Annotated in this window: 31 protein-coding genes; 27 read left to right on the top strand and 4 right to left on the bottom strand. The window is 62.9% G+C overall.

Going from position 1 to position 24,712, the window contains the following annotated elements; translation table 11 throughout:
* Window positions 1–6: 6 nt before the first annotated feature.
* The 4 genes from GGR20_RS03445 to GGR20_RS03430 all read right to left on the bottom strand — a co-directional run bounded on the left by GGR20_RS03445 (window position 7) and on the right by GGR20_RS03430 (window position 3,960).
* Window positions 7–582, bottom strand: coding sequence for an NUDIX hydrolase (locus GGR20_RS03445; RefSeq protein ID WP_183309800.1), 576 nt, complete (start codon window positions 580–582; stop codon window positions 7–9).
* Window positions 579–1,124 carry a DUF1254 domain-containing protein gene (locus tag GGR20_RS03440; RefSeq protein WP_183309799.1) on the bottom strand — a complete coding sequence of 182 codons (546 nt, stop codon included), beginning with the start codon at window positions 1,122–1,124 and terminating at the stop codon, window positions 579–581. The genes GGR20_RS03445 and GGR20_RS03440 overlap by 4 nt, the downstream gene beginning before the upstream one ends.
* Complete coding sequence (locus tag GGR20_RS19065; RefSeq protein ID WP_183309798.1) at window positions 1,121–1,696, bottom strand: DUF1214 domain-containing protein; 576 nt, start codon at window positions 1,694–1,696, stop codon at window positions 1,121–1,123. Before GGR20_RS19065 ends, GGR20_RS03440 begins: the two co-directional genes overlap by 4 nt.
* A gap of 104 nt (window positions 1,697–1,800) precedes the next feature.
* Complete coding sequence (locus GGR20_RS03430) at window positions 1,801–3,960, bottom strand: PBP1A family penicillin-binding protein (protein WP_183309797.1); 2,160 nt, start codon at window positions 3,958–3,960, stop codon at window positions 1,801–1,803.
* A 134-nt stretch (window positions 3,961–4,094) separates the two neighbouring features.
* On the opposite strand from GGR20_RS03430, the gene GGR20_RS03425 reads away from it, so the two are divergent.
* The 27 genes from GGR20_RS03425 (at window position 4,095) to GGR20_RS03300 (ending at window position 24,709) form a co-directional block, all read left to right on the top strand.
* Window positions 4,095–4,550, top strand: coding sequence for a YcgN family cysteine cluster protein (locus tag GGR20_RS03425; protein ID WP_183309796.1), 456 nt, complete (start codon window positions 4,095–4,097; stop codon window positions 4,548–4,550).
* A gap of 76 nt (window positions 4,551–4,626) precedes the next feature.
* Window positions 4,627–5,265, top strand: a complete 639-nt coding sequence (locus GGR20_RS03420) for a diguanylate cyclase domain-containing protein (RefSeq protein WP_183309795.1) — start codon at window positions 4,627–4,629, stop codon at window positions 5,263–5,265.
* A 92-nt stretch (window positions 5,266–5,357) separates the two neighbouring features.
* Complete coding sequence (locus tag GGR20_RS03415; RefSeq protein WP_183309794.1) at window positions 5,358–6,617, top strand: Hsp70 family protein; 1,260 nt, start codon at window positions 5,358–5,360, stop codon at window positions 6,615–6,617.
* A 69-nt stretch (window positions 6,618–6,686) separates the two neighbouring features.
* Window positions 6,687–7,907 (top strand): DUF2254 domain-containing protein, encoded by a 1,221-nt coding sequence (locus GGR20_RS03410; protein ID WP_183309793.1) that lies wholly within the window; start codon window positions 6,687–6,689, stop codon window positions 7,905–7,907.
* A gap of 132 nt (window positions 7,908–8,039) precedes the next feature.
* On the top strand, window positions 8,040–8,462 hold the full coding sequence (locus tag GGR20_RS03405) for a hypothetical protein (protein ID WP_183309792.1): 423 nt from the start codon (window positions 8,040–8,042) through the stop codon (window positions 8,460–8,462).
* Window positions 8,440–9,699, top strand: a complete 1,260-nt coding sequence (locus GGR20_RS03400; protein WP_246349372.1) for a DNA-packaging protein — start codon at window positions 8,440–8,442, stop codon at window positions 9,697–9,699. The genes GGR20_RS03405 and GGR20_RS03400 overlap by 23 nt, the downstream gene beginning before the upstream one ends.
* A 222-nt stretch (window positions 9,700–9,921) precedes the next feature.
* Window positions 9,922–11,088: a phage portal protein gene (locus tag GGR20_RS03395; RefSeq protein ID WP_183309791.1), complete on the top strand. Its 1,167-nt coding sequence runs from the start codon at window positions 9,922–9,924 to the stop codon at window positions 11,086–11,088.
* A gap of 24 nt (window positions 11,089–11,112) precedes the next feature.
* Window positions 11,113–11,499, top strand: coding sequence for a hypothetical protein (locus GGR20_RS03390; protein WP_183309790.1), 387 nt, complete (start codon window positions 11,113–11,115; stop codon window positions 11,497–11,499).
* Entirely contained in the window at window positions 11,496–12,146 is a 651-nt protein-coding gene (locus GGR20_RS03385; protein ID WP_183309789.1) for a hypothetical protein, read from the top strand. The genes GGR20_RS03390 and GGR20_RS03385 overlap by 4 nt, the downstream gene beginning before the upstream one ends.
* Before the next feature lie 82 nt (window positions 12,147–12,228).
* The gene (locus tag GGR20_RS03380; protein ID WP_104894706.1) at window positions 12,229–12,417 is read left to right on the top strand and encodes a hypothetical protein; all 189 of its coding nucleotides are present in this window, start codon (window positions 12,229–12,231) and stop codon (window positions 12,415–12,417) included.
* Between the two features lie 4 nt (window positions 12,418–12,421).
* Window positions 12,422–12,553: a hypothetical protein gene (locus tag GGR20_RS18925; RefSeq protein WP_276511863.1), complete on the top strand. Its 132-nt coding sequence runs from the start codon at window positions 12,422–12,424 to the stop codon at window positions 12,551–12,553.
* The gene (locus GGR20_RS03375; protein ID WP_183309788.1) at window positions 12,550–13,023 is read left to right on the top strand and encodes an HK97 family phage prohead protease; all 474 of its coding nucleotides are present in this window, start codon (window positions 12,550–12,552) and stop codon (window positions 13,021–13,023) included. The genes GGR20_RS18925 and GGR20_RS03375 overlap by 4 nt, the downstream gene beginning before the upstream one ends.
* A 12-nt stretch (window positions 13,024–13,035) precedes the next feature.
* On the top strand, window positions 13,036–14,259 hold the full coding sequence (locus GGR20_RS03370) for a phage major capsid protein (RefSeq protein ID WP_183309787.1): 1,224 nt from the start codon (window positions 13,036–13,038) through the stop codon (window positions 14,257–14,259).
* A 141-nt stretch (window positions 14,260–14,400) separates the two neighbouring features.
* The gene (locus tag GGR20_RS03365) at window positions 14,401–14,967 is read left to right on the top strand and encodes a head-tail connector protein (protein ID WP_183309786.1); all 567 of its coding nucleotides are present in this window, start codon (window positions 14,401–14,403) and stop codon (window positions 14,965–14,967) included.
* Window positions 14,964–15,308: a phage head closure protein gene (locus GGR20_RS03360; protein ID WP_183309785.1), complete on the top strand. Its 345-nt coding sequence runs from the start codon at window positions 14,964–14,966 to the stop codon at window positions 15,306–15,308. Before GGR20_RS03365 ends, GGR20_RS03360 begins: the two co-directional genes overlap by 4 nt.
* A 4-nt stretch (window positions 15,309–15,312) precedes the next feature.
* Entirely contained in the window at window positions 15,313–15,708 is a 396-nt protein-coding gene (locus tag GGR20_RS03355; protein ID WP_183309784.1) for a DUF3168 domain-containing protein, read from the top strand.
* A gap of 11 nt (window positions 15,709–15,719) precedes the next feature.
* A complete protein-coding gene (locus GGR20_RS03350) occupies window positions 15,720–16,133 on the top strand; it encodes a phage major tail protein, TP901-1 family (protein WP_183309783.1) in 414 nt (137 codons plus the stop codon).
* A 9-nt stretch (window positions 16,134–16,142) separates the two neighbouring features.
* Window positions 16,143–16,457, top strand: coding sequence for a gene transfer agent family protein (locus tag GGR20_RS03345; protein ID WP_183309782.1), 315 nt, complete (start codon window positions 16,143–16,145; stop codon window positions 16,455–16,457).
* Window positions 16,454–16,645, top strand: a complete 192-nt coding sequence (locus tag GGR20_RS03340; RefSeq protein ID WP_183309781.1) for a rcc01693 family protein — start codon at window positions 16,454–16,456, stop codon at window positions 16,643–16,645. Before GGR20_RS03345 ends, GGR20_RS03340 begins: the two co-directional genes overlap by 4 nt.
* Window positions 16,635–17,174, top strand: coding sequence for a phage tail tape measure protein (locus GGR20_RS03335; protein WP_183309780.1), 540 nt, complete (start codon window positions 16,635–16,637; stop codon window positions 17,172–17,174). The genes GGR20_RS03340 and GGR20_RS03335 overlap by 11 nt, the downstream gene beginning before the upstream one ends.
* Window positions 17,175–17,194: 20 nt before the next feature.
* Window positions 17,195–17,815 (top strand): DUF2460 domain-containing protein, encoded by a 621-nt coding sequence (locus GGR20_RS03330; protein WP_183309779.1) that lies wholly within the window; start codon window positions 17,195–17,197, stop codon window positions 17,813–17,815.
* Window positions 17,812–18,702 carry a phage/gene transfer agent baseplate hub protein gene (locus GGR20_RS03325; RefSeq protein WP_183309778.1) on the top strand — a complete coding sequence of 297 codons (891 nt, stop codon included), beginning with the start codon at window positions 17,812–17,814 and terminating at the stop codon, window positions 18,700–18,702. Before GGR20_RS03330 ends, GGR20_RS03325 begins: the two co-directional genes overlap by 4 nt.
* Window positions 18,699–19,124 (top strand): NlpC/P60 family protein, encoded by a 426-nt coding sequence (locus GGR20_RS03320; protein ID WP_183309777.1) that lies wholly within the window; start codon window positions 18,699–18,701, stop codon window positions 19,122–19,124. The genes GGR20_RS03325 and GGR20_RS03320 overlap by 4 nt, the downstream gene beginning before the upstream one ends.
* 48 nt (window positions 19,125–19,172) lie before the next feature.
* Window positions 19,173–22,913 (top strand): baseplate multidomain protein megatron, encoded by a 3,741-nt coding sequence (locus GGR20_RS03315; protein ID WP_183309776.1) that lies wholly within the window; start codon window positions 19,173–19,175, stop codon window positions 22,911–22,913.
* Window positions 22,906–23,646, top strand: a complete 741-nt coding sequence (locus GGR20_RS03310) for a glycoside hydrolase family 108 protein (RefSeq protein ID WP_183309775.1) — start codon at window positions 22,906–22,908, stop codon at window positions 23,644–23,646. Before GGR20_RS03315 ends, GGR20_RS03310 begins: the two co-directional genes overlap by 8 nt.
* A gap of 75 nt (window positions 23,647–23,721) precedes the next feature.
* Window positions 23,722–24,021, top strand: a complete 300-nt coding sequence (locus GGR20_RS03305) for a PepSY domain-containing protein (RefSeq protein WP_183309774.1) — start codon at window positions 23,722–23,724, stop codon at window positions 24,019–24,021.
* A gap of 28 nt (window positions 24,022–24,049) precedes the next feature.
* Window positions 24,050–24,709, top strand: a complete 660-nt coding sequence (locus GGR20_RS03300) for a response regulator transcription factor (protein ID WP_104891532.1) — start codon at window positions 24,050–24,052, stop codon at window positions 24,707–24,709.
* Window positions 24,710–24,712: the final 3 nt, after the last annotated feature.

Genomic DNA, 24,712 nt, shown 5'->3' with positions numbered 1-24,712 from the left:
CGGGCCCTAATCCAGGGCGGCCACCGTGCTGAGCCGATCGACCGCCTTGGGGGCGAACTCGGCCAGTCTGCTGGCGTCGCACCATTGGGCGGCGTTGACCTCTTCGAGCTGGGCGACCAGCGGCAGCGCCGGATCTGCAAGGAAGAGATATTGCAGATCGTGGTGGATATGCGGTGGCTCGTTGCGCGAAGCTTTGCCTGGCACATCATGGCTGTCGATGACGAAGGGCAAGTCACTTTCTTGATGCCAGGGGTGCAGGGTCAGGCGGGTGACGCCGGTCTCCTCCTCGGCCTCGCGCATGGCAGAGCGGTGAAAGGCCGGCGCCTGCTCGTAGTGTCCGCCCGGCTGTAGCCAGCGGCCGATCGTGATGTGGTCGATCAGCAATGTCTGGCGATGGTCGGGCGAGAGGATAATGGCGCTGGTCGTGACGTGGCCGGGATAGGTTGTGCGCAAATCAAGCCGGTGGCCCTGTTCGATCTGCCAGCGGAGCAGGGAAAGATGTTCGCCGGGCCCGGCCACTTCCGACAGATAGCGGCCAACCGTGTCGGCGAGGGTTTCGACAAATTCAGCGGCTGTTTTCATGCCCTGGGTCCACAGGTGATTTCGGACAATTCCTGCTCGAAGCGAGCGCGCATGGCCTCGTGTGGCGGCGATAGCCGTACCAGAACGAAGAGTTTGTTGGCCGGTGCTTCGACGATAAGCAGGCCTTCGGCGATCTCGATCTGTTGCTGGGCCAGCAGGCGCGTCTGCGCGGCGTTGAAAATGCCCATGTCGACAGTCTGGCCGATGCCGTCGCGATTGGTGGTGGAATAGATGACGACGCCATTCTGGTCATAGACGGCCACCGACCAGAAGGCGTCGGGCAGCACACCATTGAGATAGGCCGGGCCTTCGCCCAGATCGATCTGGCACAGCCCGTAGCTCAGTTCAGGATCCAGATGCAGTGGATTGGGATCGCCCTGTGCCACTCGGTCGAGCACCAGCATGCGATTGTTCGCGTCTAGGGCACTGACGCGGGACCAGGTGGTTTCTTCGGCCAGAAGCGGCAGGGTCAGAATGACGGTGATGTGGATGATGCCACCCAAAATCAGGCCGCCGACCAGCCAGAGCAGGGTCCGTATCACTGGCAATCCTCCAAGGTAATGGAGGGCATGGTGGTGTCGGACGAGGAAATGCTGGACAGGGCGCGGGTATCGTAGAGCGTCAGCACGAGTTGGAACGTGCCGTTGCCGGTCAGTTCAAGCCAATTGCCCGGTCGCAACCGCGTGCCGACATGAAGCTGCATGTCGCCATCCGGCTGGCGCACGATTTCACTGGAGCGCAGGGTTGCGTCCGTGCCGGCTGCTGCAAGGTTCACCCATTCGCTATCGACAGCCGAGAGCGTCCAGAAGGTGGAGACCGGTACATGGCCAGCGACCATATAGGAGCAGGCCAGATCGAGCGGCGCGCCATCGCTGTCAGTGGTGGCCAGGAATTCCAGGCCCTCGCTTTGCCCAAGCTGGAGCGCCGCCTCCCGGGTAATGTGGCCGCGCGTATAGGGATTGGGACTAGGGGATCCGACATCGGGCCAGGCCGTCCACGGCCCGAGGGACACCGCCCCGAATAGACGCCCATCGGTCAGGGCGTAATAGCTCAGTCCGAAGCCGACAGCCAGGGCAATACAGATGGCGGTGAGGAGGCGCAGGATGAAACGCACGGGTCAGCTCGTCTGCATTTTGGGCATGATTGGCTGGGCCGCTGCGTTGAGGATCGGCAAGGCTTGTAACAACGCAACGGCCGGCGCGGAAGGCGTTTGTAACGTCAAAGGCCAGTCGGTCCCGATCCGGAGGCTTGCGCCGTGTCGCGAACCGGCGCGACGGCAGCACTGGCGGCCTCCAGGCGATCGGCCAGGTCGAGCAGTTTGCGCGCGGCAGCCGGTTTGAGGCTGGGCGGCCGTTCGATGACATCTTCAACCTGTTCGAGGTCTGCGTCGGCCACGATTGGCTGCGGCGGTTCGAAATCGACGCCGAAGACCGGGAGGACTTCGATATTGGTGTGCGCAAACGCCATGAATTTTTGCCAAGCCGTGGCGGGCAGGGACCCGCCCGTGAGATTATTGGTCGGCCGATAGTCGTCATTGCCGAACCAGACGGCGGCCACGTAATTGCCAGTGAAGCCGCAGAACCAGGCGTCGCGATAGGACGTGGTGGTGCCCGTCTTGCCCAGTGCGGGAACGCCTTCGACCGCGGCGCGGCGGCCTGTGCCACCGGTGACCACGGTATGCATCATCTGGTTCATATAGGATACGGTCTGCTCCGAGAGCACGCGTTCGCGCGGCGCGTCGTTGTTGCGTTCCCAGACGAGCTGCTCACCCAGCGTTGTCATGCGGGTCAGGCCATAGGCCTGCGTCTTGTAGCCGCGATTGGCAAAGACGGCGTAGGAACTGGTCATGTCCAGCACCGAAACCGAAGCCACGCCGAGCGCCAGAGAGCGTGTGACGGGGTATTCCTGCCGCAAACCCATGCGATAGCTGAGCTGGGCGATGGCATCGCGTCCGGTCTTGATCGATAGCGTGACGGGCACGGTATTGATTGAAGATGCAAAGGCACTGAGCAGGGTCGTTTGGCCACGATAGGAGCGGCCATAATTCTGCGGGCACCAGTCGCCGATGCAGACCGGGCGATCTGAAATGGTGTCGCTGGGTGTCAGGCCGAGCTGCTCGAAGGCTTCCGCATAAACGAAAGGCTTGTAGGAGGAACCGGGCTGACGGGTGGAGACGATGGCGCGATTGAACTGGCTCTTGGCATAGTCCGTGCCGCCCACCATGGCACGGATGGCGCCCTGGGTATCAGTGACCACCATGGCGCCTTGTTCGACCCGATACTGCTCGCCCTGCTCGCGGATGACCGAGTTGATTGCCTCCTCGGCATAGGATTGCAAGGTGGTGTCGATCGTGGTGCGAACAATGAAATTATTGCCCGGCGCGTTGGTGGTCTCGATGATGGCCTTGGCTTCCTCGAACGCCCAATCGAGGAAGTAGTTCGGAGAGTTGATGTCGTCGCTGCGATCAATGGCGGCGGCGGGATTTCGGCGCGCTGCTGTCACCTGACCCTCGGTGAGGAAGCCCGAAGCCACCAGATTGGTCAGCACCAGATTGGCACGGCCGCGCGCGGCAGCCAGATCGACATGGGGCGCATAATTGCCAGGGGCCTTGAACATGCCGGCCAGCATGGCGGCCTCTGCCAGGCTGATATCCTGCACGCGCTTGTCGAAATAGAACTCTGCGGCGGCGGTCACGCCATAATTGCCGCCACCCATATAGGCGCGATCGAAATAGAGCTTGAGGATCTGGTCCTTGGAATAGTTCCATTCGAGCCAGATCGAGAGGAAGGCTTCGACGATCTTGCGCTCGAGCGTCCGCTCGGAGGAGAGAAACAGATTCTTGGCGAGCTGTTGGGTGATCGAGGAGCCACCCTGGGTGCCGCGATCGCCCTGCGCATTGCTCATCAGCGCGCGTAACGTGCCCACCACGTCGATGCCGAAATGCTCGTAAAAGCGCCGATCCTCGGTGGCCAGGGTAGCCTTGAGCAGATAGTCGGGCATCTGATCGAGGGCGACACTATCATCCGAGCGGATGCCGCGCCGGCCGATCTCATTGCCGTACCGGTCCATGAACACGACCGAATAATCTTCGGCCTTGTTGAAGGCACCGCGATCGATGATGTCGAAAGCCGGCAGAGCAAGGGCGGTCATCAAAACGGCGCCAATGGCACCGAAACTGAAGGCGTCAGACAGAATTTCGACGAAAAAGCGCTTTATGCCCGAGACATGAAAGCGGGACATGAAGTCCTGGTATCGCGTGTAGCCGCGGCCCAGGGTCTGCCAGAACTCATAGAGCGAGGAATCAAGCCAGGCGTCAGCGGCCATCATGCCGGCTTTCGGCTTGCGCTTCTTTTCCTTGGTGTAGAATGGATCCTGCACTTCGCACCCCAACGCCCCGCTATGGGGAGGTTTGCCCGCAATACGCGGACAAGGCAACGCAATCGCTGGAATATGATTGCATTGGCCCGCCCGCAAGCGCAAACCGGCAACAGCATGAATAGCAAACGGTAAATATGGCCTTCTGGGAAGAAAAGTCGCTCGAGCAGATGTCACCAACCGAATGGGAAGCCCTGTGCGATGGTTGCGGGCGGTGCTGCCTGATCAAGCTTGAGGACGAGGATAGCGGCACGCTCATCACCTCGGACGTGCGTTGCAAGCTGCTCGATGGAGACACTTGTGCCTGCACGAACTATCCCCGGCGCCAGGAAATCGTGCCAGACTGCATCAAGCTGACGCCAGAAAATGTCCGGGATATCCCCTGGATCCCCACGACCTGCGCATACCGTCGTCTGGCCGAGGGAAAGGGCCTGGCCTGGTGGCATCCACTGGTTTCGGGTGATCCCCAAACCGTGGTGGACGCAGGCGTTTCGGCCAAAGGGCGCACCTTTCTGGAAACCGAAGTCGATCCGGAGCAATGGGAAGAGCACGCCGTGGACTGGCCCGAATGGGAGCCGCCGGAAAGTCTTTGAGGTGATGTGCTTACCTGCTGTTAACCATAAGTGTGGCCTGATTGTCCCAGTTTGGTAGCGGCCCAGGACAGGCTAGATGAACAGAGTGACCATGAGCGGCAGTGAAGGGCTTTGGGCGCGTATTCGCGCAGCTCTGGCGCGCGGCAGCGACACGCACGAGCCGCCCTATGGCCATCCCGCCATCGCTCGCAATCCCAACAAGAAATCGCGCCTCGTGCAGCGCATCGACGAGGCTTTGCGGCGCGGCTGGAGCCAGTGCGCCGAGCGAAATGTGTCGCTTTGCGTCCTGGCCCTCGAAGTCGATGGCTACGCCGAATATTTCGCCGCCTATGGCCGCGAGGCGGTCGAGGAGAGCCTTGATTCCCTCGAATCGATCATTGCCGCGCAGTTGACTCGCGAAACTGATATCTGCCTGCGCAGCGGACAGGCCGGCTTTATGCTCGTGCTGCCGGACATGCCGGCGCTGATGGCCCGGGAACTGGCTAGCCGGATTGCCGCCGCACTGCGCCGCGAGGGGATCCCCAATCGCGAAAGCCATGCTGGTCAGGTGACGCTGAGCACTGGCGTTGCCGTGGTCAATCCACAGGGGAAACTGGATCGCTCGGTGCTCAATGCCGCCTCCCAGGCGGTCAAGAAGGCCCAGCGGCGCGGCTTGGCGCGGCTGGAAGTCATGGACCTGCGCGGGCGTGACGACAAACGGCGCAAGGCGGCCTGATATGCCAATGGTTGTCAGGGAGACTGGCAACCACTAAGAGACCCGTCCCCGCGCGGTAGGCGCGACCTCTCCATTTTTGCGGACGGCGCGCCATGACCCAATCCTGTGGCCTGGATTTCGGCACATCCAATTCGACGCTGGGGCAGATCGATAAGCACGGCCAGCCCACGCTGGTGCCGCTGGAGGGGGACGAGCGGACGCTGCCCAGTGTCCTGTTTTTCAACTTTGAGGATGACCAGCTCTATCTCGGGCGGGCCGCCCTGGCTGAATATGTCAGCGGCGCCGATGGCCGGTTGATGCGCTCGCTCAAAAGTGTGCTGGGCACGGCGCTTTATGCCGATACGACCCGGGTCAAGAAGCAGCGGCTCGGCTTTGGCGAGATCATTGGCACCTATGTCGGGGAACTCAAACGACGCGCCGAGTCCACGCTTGGGCAGGAACTGACCAGCGTCGTGATGGGGCGCCCCGTGCATTTCGTGGATGACGACCCTGCGGCGGATCGGGAAGCGCAGGGCCAGCTTGAGGCTGCGGTCCGGGCGCAGGGTTTTCAGGAAATCGCGTTTCAGTTCGAGCCCATCGCCGCAGCGCTTGACTATGAGCGACAGGTCAGCGGCGAGCGCATTGCCCTGATCGTTGACCTTGGCGGTGGTACCTCGGACTTTTCGCTGGTGCGCGTGGCGCCGGAACGGGCCGGTCGGTCAGACCGGAGTGACGACATTCTCGCGACCGCCGGCATGCATATCGGCGGTACGGATTTCGACCGGCTGCTGGCCATGAGCCGGGTGATGCCCGAGCTTGGTCTTGGTTCGCGAACGCTGGACGGCAAGCGGCATCTGCCGGTGGCGCCCTATGTCGATCTTTCCACCTGGCACCGGATCAACAGGTTATATGACGCCAAAGCGCAGCGCGATCTGCGCTCAACCATCCGGGAGGCCAGGGAGCCCGAGAAAGTCGAAACCTTCGTGGCGCTGGTGGAAGAACGATTGGGCCACCGCCTGATTGGCGCGGTGGAAGAGGCCAAGATTGCGCTCTCGGATCGCGGGGCCGTGTCCTTTTCCTTTGAAGTGCGGGATCACAGCATCAAGACGGAGATGACGAGCGCGCAATTGGCGGACGCGCTGGCACCTTCCATCGGAAGACTAGAGAGCACAATCGGTGAGACCTTGCGCGCGGCTGATCTTGCGGCGGCGCAGGTCGGCAGCCTGATACTGACGGGCGGCTCGACACTGGTCCCGGCCGTTGCCGGGAGACTGAGTGCATTATTCCCCGAAGCCGAAATTGTCCGCACCGACGTGCTGGGAAGCGTCGGGCTCGGCCTGGCTCTCGAAGCGCGGCGTATTTTCGGTTCCTAGAATCAGTTCCGACCGGGCTGGGCGCAACCAAACCCAGGGGGTAAGACTTACCTTCTGAGGGGAAAATCCATGAGTCAAATCGCGTTCAAGCTCCGGCAGATGGTCCAGAAGATGTGGTTTCTGCCGGCCGCATTCTCATTGGTCGCCATTCTGACCGTAGTGATCGCCTATGCGACGTCCGGCCTGGTTCCCGACAAATTGCCGTTCACCCTGTCATCCGAAGCCGTGGAATCCATCCTGACAGTGCTGGCTTCGAGCCTGCTGACAGTTGCGGTCTTCTCACTCTCCACCATAGTCAGCGCGCTTTCGAGCGCTTCCGCGTCCACCACGCCCAGAGCCGTACCCCTGATTGTGGGTGATCGCAGCGCGCAAACCTCAATCTCGGTGTTCATCGGGGCGTTTCTGTTTTCTATTGTCGGGATCATAGGGTTGTCCGCCAACATTTACAGCGAGGCGGGGCGTCTCCTGCTGTTTGCGGTAACCCTGGCCGTGGTGGTGCTGGTTGTCGCCGCGCTCATCCGCTGGATTGGCCAGATGTCTTCCATCGGCCGCGTCGGTGAAACAGTCAGCAAGGTCGGGTCTGCCACCGAGAAGGCTTTCAGGACGGTGCCGGGAGACGGTTTGCTGGGATGTCGGCGGCTCAGCGGAAAGCCATCAGGCGAGCCTGTCTTTTCCCGCAAGACCGGCTACGTACAACACGTAGACCTGTCGCGCCTGCAGGAGTTGGCTGAACAACACGAACTGCTGATCACCATCACCTCACGTCCGGGTGCCTATGCAGCCCCTGACCGTCCACTCATGCTCGTTGCCGGAACGCTGGAAGACGATATGGCGGACAGATTGGCCGGTGCTTTCACCGTGGGCACTGGTCGCACTTTTGATAGCGATCCGCGCTTCGGGCTGATCGTACTGGCCGAGATCGGAAGCAAGGCCCTGTCACCGGGAATCAACGATCCTGGCACCGCCATCGCTGTGGTGAGCACACTGGTGCGTGTGCTGGCGGAGCGGCCGGTCGAGGACAGTGATCTCAAATACGAGCGGTTGCTGGTGGCGCCGCTGGACCCCGACGACCTTATGGCCGATTCCTTCAGGCCGATCGCCAGGGACGGTGCAGGCAGCATTGAAGTGATGTTGCGGATGGTAGCGGGGCTGAAGACCCTGGCACGCTGCCGGCCTGAAATGGAGAAGGCCGCCAAGGGCATGATCGCCGACGCAGTGGAGCGTGGCCTGACGGCGATGAGCGCAAAGAGCGACAAGGCGGCCCTCAAGGCGGCGGGGACGCTAAAATAAGGTGCCTCTGTTTCTCCGAGGTTGTTGTAGAAGTTATCCCCGCGTGACGCCGGTCTGCTAGTGTTCAGGCATGGTCGACAAATTGGGTCGATGAGGGGGCCGTGAGCCCCGGCAATTTCAGGACATAGTGGCATGGAAAGCCCTGACGATATCGAGCGGCCGGCGCCGCCCGACTGGCAGACTATTCGCGGCGAATATGAAGGGCGGCTGTTTGAACCAAAGACCATCTGCAAGCGGCACGGCATCACCGTGTCGCAGCTGCGCTACCGCCGCCAATGCGAAGGTTGGCTCAGCCAGCGCGAGCGCAGGCCGAAAGAGGCGGTGCTGGTGTCGCGGATGCTCAAAGTGCTCGAACGACAGATAAGGGATTTGGAAATGGCCAGAAATGAACCGGTGGAGAAACGCACGAACACATTGGCCACGCAGGTCAAGACGCTGGACAAGCTGATCGAACTGGGCGCGGCGGAGCGCAATGTGGACCCAGCCGGCCGCAAGGACATGACCGATTTGCGGGCCAAACTCGTTAAGCGCCTTGACCAGTTTAAATCCCGCTAGCTCGCAGGCCGAGGTCGACTCCCTCGGCGACGACGAGGTCGAAGCCCAATACTATAACTGGCAGAAATGGGCCTTCGCCAAGCAATTGCCGCCCGATGGCGACTGGACGACCTGGCTGCTGATGGGGGGACGCGGTTCGGGCAAGACGCGGGCCGGTGCCGAATGGGTGCGGCAACTGGCGCGGCAGCGAATATCGCCGATCGCCCTGGTGGGTGAAACGATGACCGAAGCGCTCGACATCATGGTGCGCGGCGAAAGCGGTCTTATGGCCGTGCATAAGGATGATGAGCGGCCCACCTTGTGGGGCAAGAACCATTTGCGCTGGCCCAATGGAGCCGAGGCAACGATTCTGACGGCATCGGACCCCGAGCGCTTCCGTGGACCGCAATTCGCGGCAGCCTGGTGCGATGAAATCGGCAAATGGCCCCATGCGGAAGCCGCCTGGGACATGCTGCAATTCAGCTTGCGGCTGGGCGACAGACCGCGCCAATTGGCAACGACGACGCCGCGCCCGACGGCATTGATACGCCGTCTGCTCGGGGACGAGCGGACGGCCGTGGTGCATATCGCCACGCACGAGAACCAGGCGCATCTGGCGCCGACCTTTCTGGACGCGGTGGTGGCGCGCTATCGCGGCACCGTGCTTGGCCGCCAGGAACTCGATGGCGAACTGATCGAGGATCGTCCCGACGCGCTCTGGCAGCGGGCCATGTTTGGCCGGGCGACGAGCGCGCCCGACGGCCGGATCGTGGTGGCGGTCGACCCCCCGGTGACCGGACACGCCCGGTCTGATGCGTGCGGGATCATTGTTGCCGCTCGGCAGGGTGATGGCGCCTTGGTGCTCGAGGACGCCACGCTCAAGCAGGCTTCGCCGATCACGTGGGCGCGACGGGCTGTAGCGGCATTCCACGCCCATGCCGCCGATTGCATTGTTGTCGAGGTGAACCAGGGCGGTGATCTGGTGCGCCAGATGATCGCCCAGGTCGACGCCGTTGTGCCGGTGCGAACCGCTTACGCCAGCCGCGGCAAGTGGGTGCGGGCAGAACCCGTGGCAGCGCTCTATGCCCGCGGCCTGGTGCAGCATGTCGAGGGCCTCACCGCGCTGGAAGACGAGCTGTGCGCCTTCGGACCGGACGGCAAGGCGGATGGCCATTCGCCGGACCGCGTCGATGCACTGGTTTGGGCGCTGACGGAATTGGTGCTGAACGAACAAAGGCCGCGGGTGAGGGGCTTGTAGCCGGGCCGAAGGCAAAATCGCTCCAGTGGAACGATTTTAGGCGGCAAGGCCATGAGAGCTGCGCTCGAATGGCGGGGCAACAAGGTCTACCCCCACCTAACCTCCCCCTGAAGCAGGGGGAGGGACCTATCGAGATTGTTGCATTGCCGGTGGGCTACCGCGGCGCCCCTCCCCCTGGCAAGGGGGAGGTTGGGTGGGGGTCGAAAGAACGAGGAACAAGACATGCCCAATATCCTGAACCGCCTCTTTGGCGGTCGCACAAACACGCCTGAAGAAACCAAGTCGTTCGCCGGTCATACCATGCTGACTTTGAGCCAGTTGGGGCCTGCGCAGTGGAGCGGGCGAGGGTATGCGAGCCTGGTCAACCAGGGCTTCACGCGCAATCCCGTGGTTTATCGCTGCGTGCGACTGATCGCCGAGGCGGCCAATCGGGTGCCGCTGACGGTGAAGATTAACGGCCAGGCGGTGAGCGAACATCCGCTGCTCGATCTGCTGACCAGGCCAAATGGGCGCCAGTCCGGTGCGGAAATGCTGGAAGCTGTCTATGCCTATCTGCAAACGGCGGGAAATGCCTATCTTCAGGCGGGGATCGTCGATGGTGCTGTGCGCACGCTCTTCGTCTTGCGGCCGGACCGGATGAGCGTAGTGGCCGGGCGCGACGGCTGGCCCGTGGCCTATGACTATAAGGCCGGCGGCAGGGCCATACGGATTTCGCAGGACAGTGTTCCGGTGCCGGGCGTGCTGCATATGGCGCTGTTTCATCCGCTGGATGACCACTACGGCATGGGACCGCTCGAGGCCGCGCAGACCAGCCTCGATATCCACAATGCCAGCGCCCAATGGAACAAGGCGCTGCTCGACAATGCGGCGCGGCCGAGCGGGGCGCTGGTTTATTCGGCCGGGACGGGGAGCCTGACCGAAGAGCAGTTCAATCGCCTCAAGGAAGAGATGGAGGCCCATTTCGCCGGGTCGGCCAATGCCGGCCGACCCATGGTGCTCGATGGCGGGCTCGACTGGAAAACCATCGCCATGAGTCCGCGTGACATGGACTTCATCGAAGCGCGGCACGCCGCGGCGCGGGACATCGCCTTGGCGTTCGGTGTCCCGCCCATGCTGCTCGGGATACCGGGCGACAATACCTATGCGAACCTGGCCGAAGCCAACAAGGCGCTGTGGCGGCAGACCCTGGTGCCGCTGGTGGTGCGGGTGGCCCAGGAATTGAGCGGGTGGCTGGGGCCGGCCTTCGACGGGGCGGAGGTGGTGCCGGACTTCGAAAGCGTCGAGGCGCTGGCCGAGGACCGAGCGGCGCTTTGGGCTCGGGTCGGGGCGGCGGACTTCCTGAGCGATGCGGAGAAGCGGGAGCTGACCGGGGTCGGTACTGGTGCGTAAGCAATGGTGCGGATTGCGGGACGAGTGCTGAAGGCGCTCGGGTATGAAATCCGGCTGGCGACGCTGACGCTGAAGCTGGATGTGCTCCTTGCCCGGCTTGAGCGGCGCTACCGGCCGGATCTGCCACGTGCGCCGAAAGGGACACCGGAGGGCGGGCAGTGGATTGATGATCGGTCGGTCATCGGGCAGGTTCCGGTTGAGCCAGAGCCCGTTCAGGTTGCAGGGCCGCGCTGTGATTGGTTTTCTGGCGGGTGCAGCATGGGTGGCAGTTTTGGGACGACGGGGATGTACACCATTCAGGGAAAGCGCCTTTGCAGAAGCTGCGCCTTGAAGATTTTGGGAATTGAGGAATTGCCGCACATTGAACAGCAGGAAACCCTGGGCCATTTTGGTCCGAAAGGACAACAATGACGTCGAGGGTTCAGGCGCTCAATGCCGTCGTGACCGGCGATTTGATATACGGCCTGAGAAATGATGGTCGGACGGACTTGCTGTTGGTCTACGATGCGAATGCGTCCAATTTTTGGGCCCGCAATATTCCGAATGAGTCGACCTACAAGTTTGGCCGGGATGGCGAAGGCCGGAGGATAGAAGATGAACGGCAATGCACCATTGTCTCGACTGCCGCTCTGCCGCCCGAGCAGTATCAGGTTGCGATCGCTTTGGATCGCAGGATGGGATCAACGCCTGAATACCCAGACAGCCGGTTAACCGAGGACGAAATTCAATTAATCCTTACGCATGCTCGGTTTTTCGAAGAGCGATTGCTTCCAGGAACGGAGGCGCTGGTAAAGCGAGGTCAAAAACTTCGCGCAGTCGGAAGCATGCTGACACTGGAGTGGGATCCTTTCAATGCGACTGAGAATCCCTCGTCAGTGTTCGAGTACGATGACCATGTCTCGGATTTGCTGGCCTTGTTGGACACTCACGCTTCCAAGAACGAAGTTGCCCGCTTTCTGAGGATGATCGCGGGTTTGAGAAACAGACCACCCCATGTGCTTGAGCGAGCCGATGCTGCAGCGGCCAGCCTGGTGCAATTGCGGGAAAGTTGGTCCTGACCAATGCATGGCCAGAAGTTGCCGCAAATGTCGAACCACCCAAGCCCGCCCCCGGCGGGTTTTTTGTTGCCCGGAGGAACACATGGACGAGCTGACCAAAACCGTCATCGAGCGGGGCGATCTCGCTCATCTGGCGCTGTTCCTGTGGGCGAGCGGGGCGAGTGCGCTGCTGGTGTGGGCTTTGCGCGAGATGGCCAGGGTGAATCAACACTTCAACGACTTCGTGCAGGAGATCGCGCAGTTGAATCGGCTTTTCCGGAAGGAGGACTAAGCCCATGTCAGACAAGCACAATCGTGAGGCCGCACAGCAGACGTTCCGGCAATTTGCCTGGAATTTGGCGGGGACGCTGGCGGACAAGCAGCGCTCGCCACCCAAGCAGCGCGCGCGCGGGGCCAAGCGCGGATGAGCGCCATTCCGATAGATGGGGAAGGTCGGTTTGCCGGCTATGCCAGTGTGTTCAACAGGCTCGATAGCGGCGGCGATATCGTGCTGCCCGGAGCGTTCGCCAAGAGCCTCGTCAAAAGGCGCGGGCGCATTCGACTTCTGTTCCAGCACGATCCCAAGGAGCCGGTGGGCACCTGGGAAAGCATGGCCGAGGACGGTCACGGGCTGTTCGTGACCGGGCGGCTGGTGCCAGGCGTGCCGCGCTCGGATGCGCTGCGTCGGCTGATCGAGAACCAGGCGCTCGATGGACTTTCCATCGGGTTCCGTACCGTCAGGGCCAGTCGCCAGGCGGGCAAGCGCCTGTTGCATGAGATCGACCTTTATGAGGTCTCGATCGTCACCTTTCCGATGATGGAGGAGGCGCGCATCGTTTCCCCCCTCAGCGCCGGCGCGGCCATTGCCGCCGCCACAAAGACTATCCGTAACCGATAAAAGGACACCGAAATGGATCGGATCGACGACGGCCTTGAAACCAAGGCCGGCGCAGGGGGCGATATTGCCGCGCTCTTCGCTGAATTCTCCTCCGCATTCGAGGAATTCAAGGCCACCAATGACCAGCGTCTCCAGGAGATTGAGAAACGTGGTTCGGCCGACGGCCTGCTCGAGGGCAAGCTGGAGCGCTTGAACCGGGTCATCGACGGACACAAGGCGGCGCTGGATCGCGTCAGTGCCGAACGGGCGCGACCGGCGCTGGAAGGCAAGGGTGCAACGGTGCCGGACGGCGAATACAAGGAGGCCTTCTCGGCCTATATGAAGCGCGGCGAAGAAAAGGCGCTCCAGGTGGGCGTCGCTGGTGACGGCGGCTATGTGGTGCCGGGCGAGGTTGAGACCGAGATCACCCGGCTGATGACCCATATTTCGCCCATTCGCGCCATCGCCGGCGTGCGGCAGGTTTCGGGCTCGGTCTATAAGCGCCCGATCACGGTCACCGGGCCGCAGACCGGCTGGGTGGGCGAGACGGCGAGCCGCCCGACCACCGACAGCCAGACGCTGGCAGAACTGAGCTATCCGACGACCGAGCTCTATGCCATGCCGGCGGCGACTACGGCTTTTCTCGAAGACGCGGCAGTGGATGTGGGCCAGTGGATTGCCGATGAGGTCAATGCGGCCTTTGCGGCGCAGGAAACCACGGCTTTCGTGACCGGCGATGGCAATAACAAGCCGAGCGGGTTCCTCAACGGCACCAAGGTGGCGGAGACAAGCTGGAGCTGGGGCAATCTGGGCTATCTGGCAACCGGCGTATCGGGTGCCATGCCGGCGAGCAATGCCAGCGACGTGCTGATCGACCTGGTCTACGCGCTCAAGGCCGGGTATCGGCAGAACGCCAATTGGGTGATGAACCGCAAGACCCAAGGCGCGCTGCGCAAGCTCAAGGATGCCGACGGAAACTATCTCTGGCAGCCAGCGGCGGCGGCCGATGGGCGAGCCAGCTTCATGGGCTTTCCGCTGGTGGAAGCCGAAGACATGCCCAATATCGGTGCGGACAGCTTTTCGATTGCCTTTGGCGACTTCCGCCGCGGTTATCTCATCGTTGACCGCCAGGGCGTCTCGGTGCTGCGCGACCCGTTCAGCTCAAAGCCCTACATCCTGTTCTATACCACCAAGCGGGTCGGCGGCGGGATCGCGGACTATGACGCGATAAAGCTACTTAAATTCGGTGTGAGCTGAGGCCCACCCCCAGCTAGCCTCCCCCTGAATTAGGGGGAGGGACCTATCGAGCACGCCTCGATCTCAGCTGACCACCGGCCAACCCCTCCCCCATCTCCAGGGGGAGGCGGGGTGGGGGTCTCTCCAACAAGGAACAAGAACATGACTGCATATCTCCTGGCGGGGCCCGCCGAGGAGCCGGTTTCGCTCGTCGAGGCCAAGGCATTCCTCAAGGTCGATGACACGGCTGAGGACGGGCTGATCGGCACGTTGATTGGCGCGGCGCGTCTGCATGTTGAAGGCGTGACGGGCAAGGCGTTGCTGGCACAAAGCTGGCGGCTGGTGCTTGATGCCTGGCCCGAGGGGGGCGTGGTGAAACTGCCGGTGTCGCCCCTCTTGTCGGTGACGGGCATCGCGGCCATCGACGAGAATGGTGGCAGCCGCGAAATCGCGATGGCCCAATTTCTCAGCGAGCCGGATCGGCTGATCGTGCCGCCTGTCGTTGTCGGCATGCCGGCATTGCGCACCCGCCAGGGGCTGGAGATCGACTATGTCGCCGGCTATGGCGCCGAACCCGCCGACGTGCCGGCCGATTTGCGCCAGGCGCTGCTGGGCCTGGTGGCGCATTGGTATGAGCACCGCGACGCAGTGATCGTGGCTGGATCAGGTGCCATCGTGCCCTCGGGATTTGATCGTGCCGTGTCGGGCTACAAGCGGGTGCGGTTGTGAGCGGGGAGAAGATTCCGCCTGTCGGAACCCTGACGGACCGGGTCCAGCTCAAGCGCCGCGATAGCCAGGACGACGGTGGCGGTGGCCATGTGAGGATCTACATGCCGGTCGCCCATCTCTGGGCGAGGGTGCGCAGTCTGACCGGGCGGCAGGGGACCAATGCCGATGGGCGCGCCGTGGCGATCTCGCACAGCGTGGTGCTGCGCTTTCGCAATGACATCTCGCCGGGGGACCGGATTGTCTATCGCGGGCGCGATCTCGATGTGGTGAGCGCTGCCGATCTGAATGGACGACGGGCCTATCTGAGCTGCGCCTGCAGCGAAACCAGTTTCACGGGGTGAGAACATGCACCCAATAGCAAGTTTGCAGGCGGCGCTGGTGGAGGCCCTCTCGAGCGATGCGGCGCTGGTGGCGCTGATCGGATCCGATGGCGTGTTCGATGCGCCGCCGCGCGACCGGCCGGCGCCTTACGTGGTGATCGACCGGCACGACGTTCGGCAACGCGATGGTGATGCAACACCAGGCCAGGAGCATCGGGTGTTGCTGCATTGCTGGAGCAGTCAGCCGAGCCGCAAGGCCGCACTGGAAATTGCCGAGCGCGTAGTGGCGGCGGGGAGTTCGGCGCTGGCACCCGCTGGGCTGACAGTGACGCATGCCGAACACATGCGCACTGAAACCAGCATCGATACGGCGACCGGGCAGGCGCGGGCGGCGGTTACGCTGCGATTTTTCAGCGAGTAGCGGAGACAAAAATGGCAGCCCAGAGCGGCAAGGATATGCTTTTGAAACTCGATCAGAACGGGTCGGGCAGTTTCATCACCGTGGCGGGGCTGCGCACGCGCAGTCTCAATTTCAATGCGGCAAGCGTCGACACCACCGATCAGGAAAGCGCCGGGCGGTGGCGGGAGTTGCTGGCCGGCGGCGGCGTCAAGCGGGCCTCGGTATCCGGCAGTGGCGTGTTCAAAGATCAGGCTTCGGACGCAGCGATCCGTAGTCTGTTCTTTGCCGGCACCATCTGCAACTGGCAGCTCATTCTGCCGCACTTTGGCACCGTGGAAGGCCCGTTTCAAATCGTGGCGCTGGAATTTTCCGCCGATCATGCGGGGGAAGTGACGTTCGACCTGGCGCTGGAGAGTGCGGGTGAAGTGAGCTTCGCGGCTGCGTAGGAAACAAGCATGACCAATATTCATCGTGGTGAAATCGCTGCCGAGATCGGTGGCGAAACGAGAACTCTTTGCCTGACGCTGGGGGCGTTGGCGGAACTGGAGGCACGGCTGGGGGCGGGGGATCTGGCCGGACTGGCCGAGCGGTTTGGCGAAGGCCGGGTTTCGGCGCGTGACCTGACCGCCATTCTGGGCGCTGGACTGCGCGGCGGCGGCAATGCCCTCAGCGATGATGACCTGGCCCGTATGAGCGTCGAGGGTGGACTGCGGGGCGCGGCCGAGATCGCCGTGCGGCTTCTGGAAGCAACCTTTGGAGAACGCGGATGAGGCCGTTTCCGTGGACGGATGCGATGAGTTTCGGGCTGGGGGTGCTGCGGCTGCCGCCGCGCGATTTCTGGGCCATGACACCAAGAGAACTGGCGTCGGCCTGGGGGGCGATCATGGGGGATAGGACCGGGCCGCTCGAGCGGCGCGATTTACAGAACTTGATGGAGCGCTTTCCCGATGGCCAGTGATCTGTTTGGCGAGGAGTTTCGCGACGAGCTGAGCGATGTGCAGGTCGAGCTGGGGCGCATCAGCGATCTGGCCGATGGCGTGGCGAGTTCGGTCAGCCGTGCGTTTCGTGGCGCGGTGATGGACGGCAAGTCGTTTCGCTCGGTACTGAGCGATATTGCCGGTGCCTTTGCCGATATCGCACTGAAAGCTGCGTTCAAGCCGCTTGGAACACTGGTCGGCGGGCTGGTGGATAACATCTTCACCGCGACCAACCCGGCATTGACGAAATTTGCCAAGGGCGGGGTGATCGCGAGCCCGAGCTACTTCCCGCTTGGGCAGGGCCTGGGTCTGGCCGGTGAGGCGGGGCCGGAAGCGATCATGCCGTTGCAGCGCGGGCCGGACGGACGGCTTGGTGTCGCCGGGGGCGGCAGCGCGATCAATGTGACTTTCAATGTGACTGCGAGCGACGCGCGCAGCTTTGCGACGAGCGAGGCCGAGGTGAGCGCGATGCTGCTGCGGGCGGTTCGGCGCGGCACGCGGGGAAGCTAAAGGGTGGCAGCGAGGAAAACATGAGCTTTCATCACATACGCTTTCCGCTCGATATCGCGCTGGGGGCGCGGGGCGGGCCGGAGCGCAGGACCGATGTCGTGACCTTGGCGGGCGGCGGCGAGAAGCGGAATGGGCGCTGGGCGCATTCGCGGCGGCGCTACAATGCCGGTTATGGCATTAAATCGCGGGCTGACATGCAGGCGGTGTTGGCGTTTTTTGAAGAGCGACGCGGGCGATTGCACGGGTTTTTGTGGCGCGACGGGCTGGATCACTCTTCCGGTGGTGCGGCGCCGTTGCCGACCGACCAGGATATTGGAAACGGCGACGGGGTGCAGACCCAGTTTCAGCTGACCAAACGCTATGGCGCTGCGTTCGACCCCTATTTGCGGCCCATTGCAAAACCGGTCTCGGGCAGTGTGCGCGTGGCGGTGGATGGGGTGGAGCAAGCGGGTGGCTGGAGCGTGGATGCGACCAGCGGCATCGTGGGCTTTGCCAGTGCGCCGGCAGACGGGGCAAGCGTAACCGCCGGGTTTCTCTTCGATGTGCCGGTGCGGTTCGACACCGACCGGCTCGACATCGAACTCAACAGCTTTGATGCGGCCGAGGCGCCGAGCATTCCACTGCTGGAGATCTTGCCATGAGGGAACTGCCACGCGACCTGGCGACGCATCTGGCGCAGGACGAGACGACGACGGCAAAATGCTGGCGCCTGATCCGCAAGGACGGGGTGACGCTAGGCTTCACCGATCACGACCGGCCTTTGGTGATTGCGGGCACCGATTGCACGCCGACTTTTGGCCTCGATGGCGGCGAAGTGCCGTCGCGGCTGGGCCAGCAGGTGGAAACCGGCGAGGTTCTGGGCGTGCTCGACAACGCCGCCATTGCCGAGGCCGATATTCTGCAGGGCCGCTATGATGGCGCGCGTGTCGAAACCTGGCTGGTGAACTGGTCCGAACCGAGCCAGTGCTTGATGCTCAGGGTCGATACCATCGGCGAGATTGTCCGGGAAGACGGGGTGTTCCGGGCTGAATTGCGGTCGCCCCAGCAGGCACTCAACATAACCAGGGGGCGTATGTTCCAGGGGCTGTGTGACGCCAATGTCGGCGACGAGCGCTGTGGCGTCGATATCGACAATGCCGCCTATCGCGGGGAGGCCGTTGTTGTCGGGGTGATCGACGATTTTCAGCTTCGCGTCAGTGGGTTGGCCGGATTTGACGAGAACTGGTTCGCCTTCGGGGTGGCGCAATGGACCGATGGCGAGCGTCATGGACTGCGCGACCCGATCATGACACATCGCCGTGACGCCGATGGCGACACACTGGGGTTTTCAAGCCGGGTTGGCGAGTGGTGCGCGCTGGGCGATGCGCTGATCGTGACGGTTGGCTGCGACCAGCGATTCACGACCTGTCGGGCGAAGTTTGCCAATACGGCCAATTTCCGTGGCTTTCCGCATATCCCCGGCAGCGACTATGTCCTGCGCCACCCGCGCAGCGGCTACGCCATGGATGGCAGGCCGGTGGTGCCATGAACGCCGAACTGGTGGTGAGGGCCGCGCAGGCCTGGCTCGGCACACCCTATCGGCATCAGGCCTCGGCCCTGGGCGCCGGATGCGACTGCCTGGGATTGCTGCGAGGGGTGTGGCGAACGCTTTACGGCGACGAGCCGGTGTTGGTGCCGCCCTATCGAATGGACCGGCGCGGCCAGGAACGCGATCCTGCACTGCGCTTGGCGGCGGAACGGTTTCTCATCGCGGTTGAGGGGCCGGCACAGGCGGGGCAGGCGGTTCTGTTTCGACTGGGCGGCACTGCTGAGCCGCGCCATTGCGGCATTCTGATTGCACCGGGCCGTTTCATCCATGCCCAGGAGCATCTGGGGGTGATCGAGGCGAACCTGACTTCAGGCTGGGCCAAACGGGTCAGCGGCCGGTACCGGTTTCCGGCCCAGAGCTGAGGCCGACCTGCGTCGACGACGGCAGACTAAACTCCAAGGAACAATAAGATGGCGACACTGGCACTATCAGTTGCCGGGCAGTTTGCCGGTGGGCTGCTGGGCGGTCCTATCGGCGCGACAGTTGGGCGGGCGTTGGGGGCACTGGCCGGCAGTGCGGTAGACGGCTGGCTGTTCGGCGACAACAAGGCCGAAGCCCCGCTATTCGATGTACGGCTGGGGGCGTCGAGCGAGGGGCTGAGTATCCCCCGGCTCTATGGCTGGGGGCGATTGTCGGGCAACATCATCTGGGCGCGAGAACTGGTGCGCCATGTCAGTGATACCGCCGGTTCCAAAGGCATGCCGTCGGCTGCCGAGGAAACTGAAGAGATCCTCGCCAGTTTCGCTGTCGCTTTTTGCGAGGGCCCGGTGGCCAGGCTTGGACGCATCTGGGCCGACGGGCAGTTGCTCGACACGGCTGGTCTCAATCTGCGCTTCTACCACGGCGACGAAGAGCAGACCGCCGACAGCCTGATCGAGGCAACACAGGGGAACGGCAACGCGCCCGCTTATCGGGGCGTCTGCTACCTCGTGGTCGAGAACCTGCCGCTGAGCCGCTTCGGCAATCGCATCCCGCAGCTTTCCGCCGAGTTATGCCGTGTGGTTGGCGATCTGGAGCCAGCCATCCGCGCCATGACGATCATCCCGGGTGCAACGGAATTTGGTTATGACCCTGAACCCCGGATCAGGGTGTTGGGGCCGGGCGCGGGCGTGAGCGAGAATGCGCATCTGCTGTCCGGTACCAGCAACTGGACCGGCTCGCTCGACGAATTACAGGCGCTTTGCCCCAATCTTGAACATGTCGCGCTGGTCGTGAGCTGGTTCGGCGACGATCTGCGCTGCGCGAGTTGCACGGTGGAGCCGCGCGTTGAGGACGCGACGCGCAATATTGAGGGAACCAGCTGGAGTGTCGCGGGTGTGACACGGACAGCGGCGCAGGTTGTCTCAAGTCATGCCGGGGGACCGGCCTATGGCGGCACGCCGTCGGACGCTTCGGTGCTCGCCGCAATCGCCGACCTCAAGGCGCGTGGGCTCAAGGTGACGATCTATCCTTTTGTGCTGATGGATATTCCGCAGGGTAATGGCCTGGTCGATCCCTATGGTGGCAGCGAGCAGGCGGCCTATCCCTGGCGCGGGCGTATCGCTTGCTCGCCGGCCCCAGGATTGCCCGGATCGCCCGAGGGCAGCGCCGCCGCCGCGGCCCAGGTGGCAGCCTTCGTGCCCGGCTATCGCGCCATGATACTGCACTATGCCCAACTTGCCGTGGAGGCAGGTGGGGTGGATGCCATGCTGATCGGCTCGGAAATGGTCGGGCTGACCAGCGTACGCGGGGCGGGCAACAGCTTCCCCTTTGTCGATGCGCTGGTGGCACTGGCCGCCGATGTGCGGGCCATTGTGGGGCCAACTACAAGACTGACTTATGCGGCGGACTGGAGCGAATATTCGGGGTGCCAGAAGGATGGTGCCAAATTCTTTCACCTCGACCCGCTCTGGGCCTCGGCCGATATCGATGCGATTGGGATCGACTGCTACATGCCGCTGGCCGATTGGCGGGACGGAGAAGACCATGCCGATCTGGCGCTGGCGCGGACGGGATATGAGCTCGACTACCTGGCGGGCAATATTGCCGGGGGCGAGGGCTATGACTGGTTCTACGCCAGCGAAGCGGATCGCCGGGCGCAGCTCCGCACGCCGATTACCGACGGGGCGCATGGCGAGCCATGGATCTGGCGCTACAAGGATATCGAAGCGTTCTGGGGGCAGCAGCATTTCGATCGCCCTGGCGGCGTGCGAAATGCGTCACCGACCCCCTGGGTACCCGGCTCGAAGCCAGTCTGGCTGACCGAGATCGGGTGTGGCGCTGTCGACAAGGGCGCCAATCAGCCGAATGTTTTCGGTGATAGCAAGAGTGCCGAGAATGGGCGGCCCTACTTTTCCGCTGGCACTCCCGACGCGCTGATCCAGCGGCAGGTGCTGCGGGCGCATCATCTGCGCTGGAACGACCCAGCCTACAATCCGACCGGCATGGTTGATCCAGAACGGCTCTATTGCTGGACCTGGGATGCACGGCCATTTCCGGTGTTTCCGGCGCTGACGGAAGTGTGGTCCGATGGCACCAATCATGCCACCGGTCACTGGCTGACCGGCCGCCTGGGTGGGCTGGCCAGCGATGAGTTGGCCCATGCCGTGGTTTCAGAGCATGACAGCATCGTCTTGGCCGCTCCCTCGGCCCCGCTGATTGGCGGACTGACTGTGTCAGGTGCCGGAACGGCCCGCGATGTGCTCGAAACCGTGTTTGACCTGACAGGGCAAAAACTTGCAGCGCGTGGCGATGCAATGGTCGGCATTGCCCAGGGCGGGGGACCGGCGCTTGAGCTGGAATACGAGACCCTGGCCAGTACTGACGCGCCGGTGCTGTCGCGTCGGCGCGATGACGGCGCCGAGAAGCCGGCGCGGCTGACGCTCGGACATTTTGACCGGGAGCGGGACTATCTGGCAGCGACATCGGCAGCGATCCGACCGGATCGGGGACCGCTGGTGACCCACAACAAGCCGGTCGTGCTTGATAGCGGCGCTGCCCGGCAAGCGGCCGAACGGCTGCTCGACCAACATGCGGCGGGTGGCGACAGTATCGAGTTCGCTCTGCCGCCTGGCCAGGTTGCGCTTGAGCCGGGCGACCGGGTGACATTGCCTGATCTTGCCGAGGGGCCTTTCGAGATCACCGAAATTCGCGATGGTGCCGTGCGTCAGATCTCGGCTAGCGCAGTGCGCCGAGGTGATGCGCTGGCCACCGGCATAGATCGACCGCGTGGCAACCAGCCGGCCATAATGCCTGTGATGACGCCCTTGGTGGTTGCAGCGCATCTGCCTCCATTGCCATCCGATCCGCTGCGCAGCCGATTGGTTCTCGGCGCCTACGCCGATCCCTGGTCCGGGCCGGTGAAGATTGCCGACGATGCTACGGGCACCGAATTGACGAGGCTGAACCGCCAGTCGGCGATCGGTGAACTGCTCACGCCATTGCACCCGGGGCCTGAAGCGCTGTGGGACTTGAAGAATACCCTCGGCATCCAGTTGAACGCGGGACACCTCGCCGATGTGGAGCCATTGGCCGCACTGGCGGGTGCGAACCGGGTCGCAATCGAGACGGATGCCGGCGACTGGGAGATTATCGGGTTTGCCGCCGCAGAACTGGTGGCACCGGGGCAATATCGGCTGACCGCATTGTTGCGGGGGCTAGAAGGGTCCGTGCAAGCTATCGGCACCGTGTCGGCTGGCCGGCGGGCGATGGTTCTGAACCAGACCCTGATGACTCTTGCGGTGGGGATGGACTGGATTGGCGAAAGCCGCGACCTGCGGGCAACCGTTGCGGGCGGTGGCGCCGGTGAGATCGTGACGGTCGCCCCCCGAGTTCGGCCGGTGCTGCCTCTCTCTCCCGTTCACCTCAAGGGGACCAGGCTGGCGGATGGATCGATCACGCTGGAATGGACCCGCCGCAGCCGGGCCGATGGCGACGGCTGGGGCGTGGCCGAACCACCGCTCGAGTTTTCGCCGGAAAGCTGGCAGGTCGAGATCGTGACCGGCGGCGCGCCGGTGAGAACACTGCATACGGCGCATTCATACGTCCAATATCCGCTGGCCGACCAAATCGCCGATTTGGGCGGGCCAGCCAGTGATTTCACCTTCAAAGTTCGACAAGTCAGCGCAACGCTCGGTGCGGGCCATGGCGCGATTGGAATGTTCCATGACTGATGCACGGTTTGACACCTGCCTCGCCGAGATATTCAGGCATGAGGGCGGATATGTGGATCATCCGTCCGATCCTGGCGGGGCCACAAATATGGGGATCACCCGCAAGACCCTGGCGCGCTGGCGCAATATTTCGCCCTGGTGGGATCTGCCAAAAGCGGAGGTGCAAAACCTGGACCGGGACGAGGCCGCCAAGATCTATCGCGCTGGCTATTGGGATGCCTGCCGGGCAGGGGACATGCCATCGGGCGTCGATCTGGCAGTGTTCGACTTCGCGGTCAATTCCGGCCCAGGCAAGGCAATCCGCTGCCTGCAGCAGGTGCTCGGCGTTGTCGCCGACGGTCTGGTTGGTCCCATCACGCTGGCAGCCGCTCATCAATCCAGCGCCGCAAGAACGGTAGATGCGCTGTGCGACCGAAGGCTCGATTTTCTCAGGGCCCTTTCCACTTTTCCGGTGTTCGGGCGCGGCTGGACCCGTCGCGTCGAGACAATTCGCGCTGCAGCGCTCGCTGTGGCTCCGACCAGAGATTCAACTCAAGGAGATGAGACCATGGATATCCTTTCGGGCTACAAGACCTATATCGTGGCAGCATTCATGCTGCTGGCCGGCCTTGCGCAGATGCTGGGCATCAACCTGCCGGCGCTGGATAGCGGTTCGGCAGGGAGCCTCGTGCTGGAATCGCTGGCCATATTGTTCCTGCGCAAGGGATTGAAGGGAGATACCCGGAAAGCCTGAGGTCAATTGTGTGGAAATCGGGGGAGGCGTGCCGCATTCATGTCCCATTCAGTTTGCAGACGCTATTGATTGGCCATGAAAACGAACGCCCCAAAACCCACCGCCTCCATCGCCCTGGCTCTCGCCCTGGCGCTTGCGCTTGCAAGTACCGGTTCGAGCCAGGCCCAGGCTTGTCTCGACAAGCGCCAGATTCAGGAAGCCGTCTCTTCCGGACAGATCATGTCGCTTGACGCCGTGCTGGCGCAGGCCGGCGTGGATCCAAGCTCGGACATCCTCAATGTGGATGTGTGTGACGAGGACGGCAGGCTGGTGTATGTTATCGGTGTGCTCAGCTCTGACGGTCAGGCGCAAAACCTGACAATGGACGCACAATAGCAGCCTAGTCTTGTGGGGGGGGCGGATCATGCGTATTCTGGTTGTTGAAGACGACACCAATCTCAATCGACAGATCAAGGACGCCTTGACCGAGGCGGGTTATGCAGTCGACGTGGCGTTCGATGGCGAGGAAGGACACTTTCTCGGCGATACCGAACCGTATGACACCATCATCCTTGATATCGGCCTGCCGCAGATGGATGGTCTGTCCGTGCTTGAGGAGTGGCGGCGAGCCGGCAAGACCACGCCGGTATTGCTGCTGACCGCTCGCGACCGCTGGAGTGACAAGGTCCAGGGCATTGACGCCGGGGCGGACGACTACGTCGCCAAGCCGTTCCACATGGAAGAGGTGTTGGCACGTGTGCGTGCCCTGGTACGGCGTGCCGCCGGACATGCCAGCAACGAAATTGTCTGTGGCGCGGTGCGCCTTGACGCGCGCAGCGGCAAGGTGACGGTCGAAGGTCAGTCGGTGAAACTGACAAGCCACGAACTGCGCCTCTTGAGCTATCTCATGCACCACAAGGGCAAGGTGATATCGCGGACGGAGCTGACAGAGCACCTGTACGATCAGGATTTTGACCGCGACAGCAACACGATCGAGGTTTTCGTCGGGCGTCTGCGCAAAAAGCTGCCGGAGGATTGTATTCAGACCGTCCGCGGACTGGGCTATCAGATCCTTGGCGACTGAGCC

This window comes from Devosia subaequoris, assembly GCF_014197055.1.
Taxonomy (GTDB): Bacteria; Pseudomonadota; Alphaproteobacteria; order Rhizobiales; family Devosiaceae; genus Devosia; species Devosia subaequoris.
Note: the sequence above shows the minus strand (reverse complement) of the source record. Positions and strands in the feature narration are given on the sequence as shown.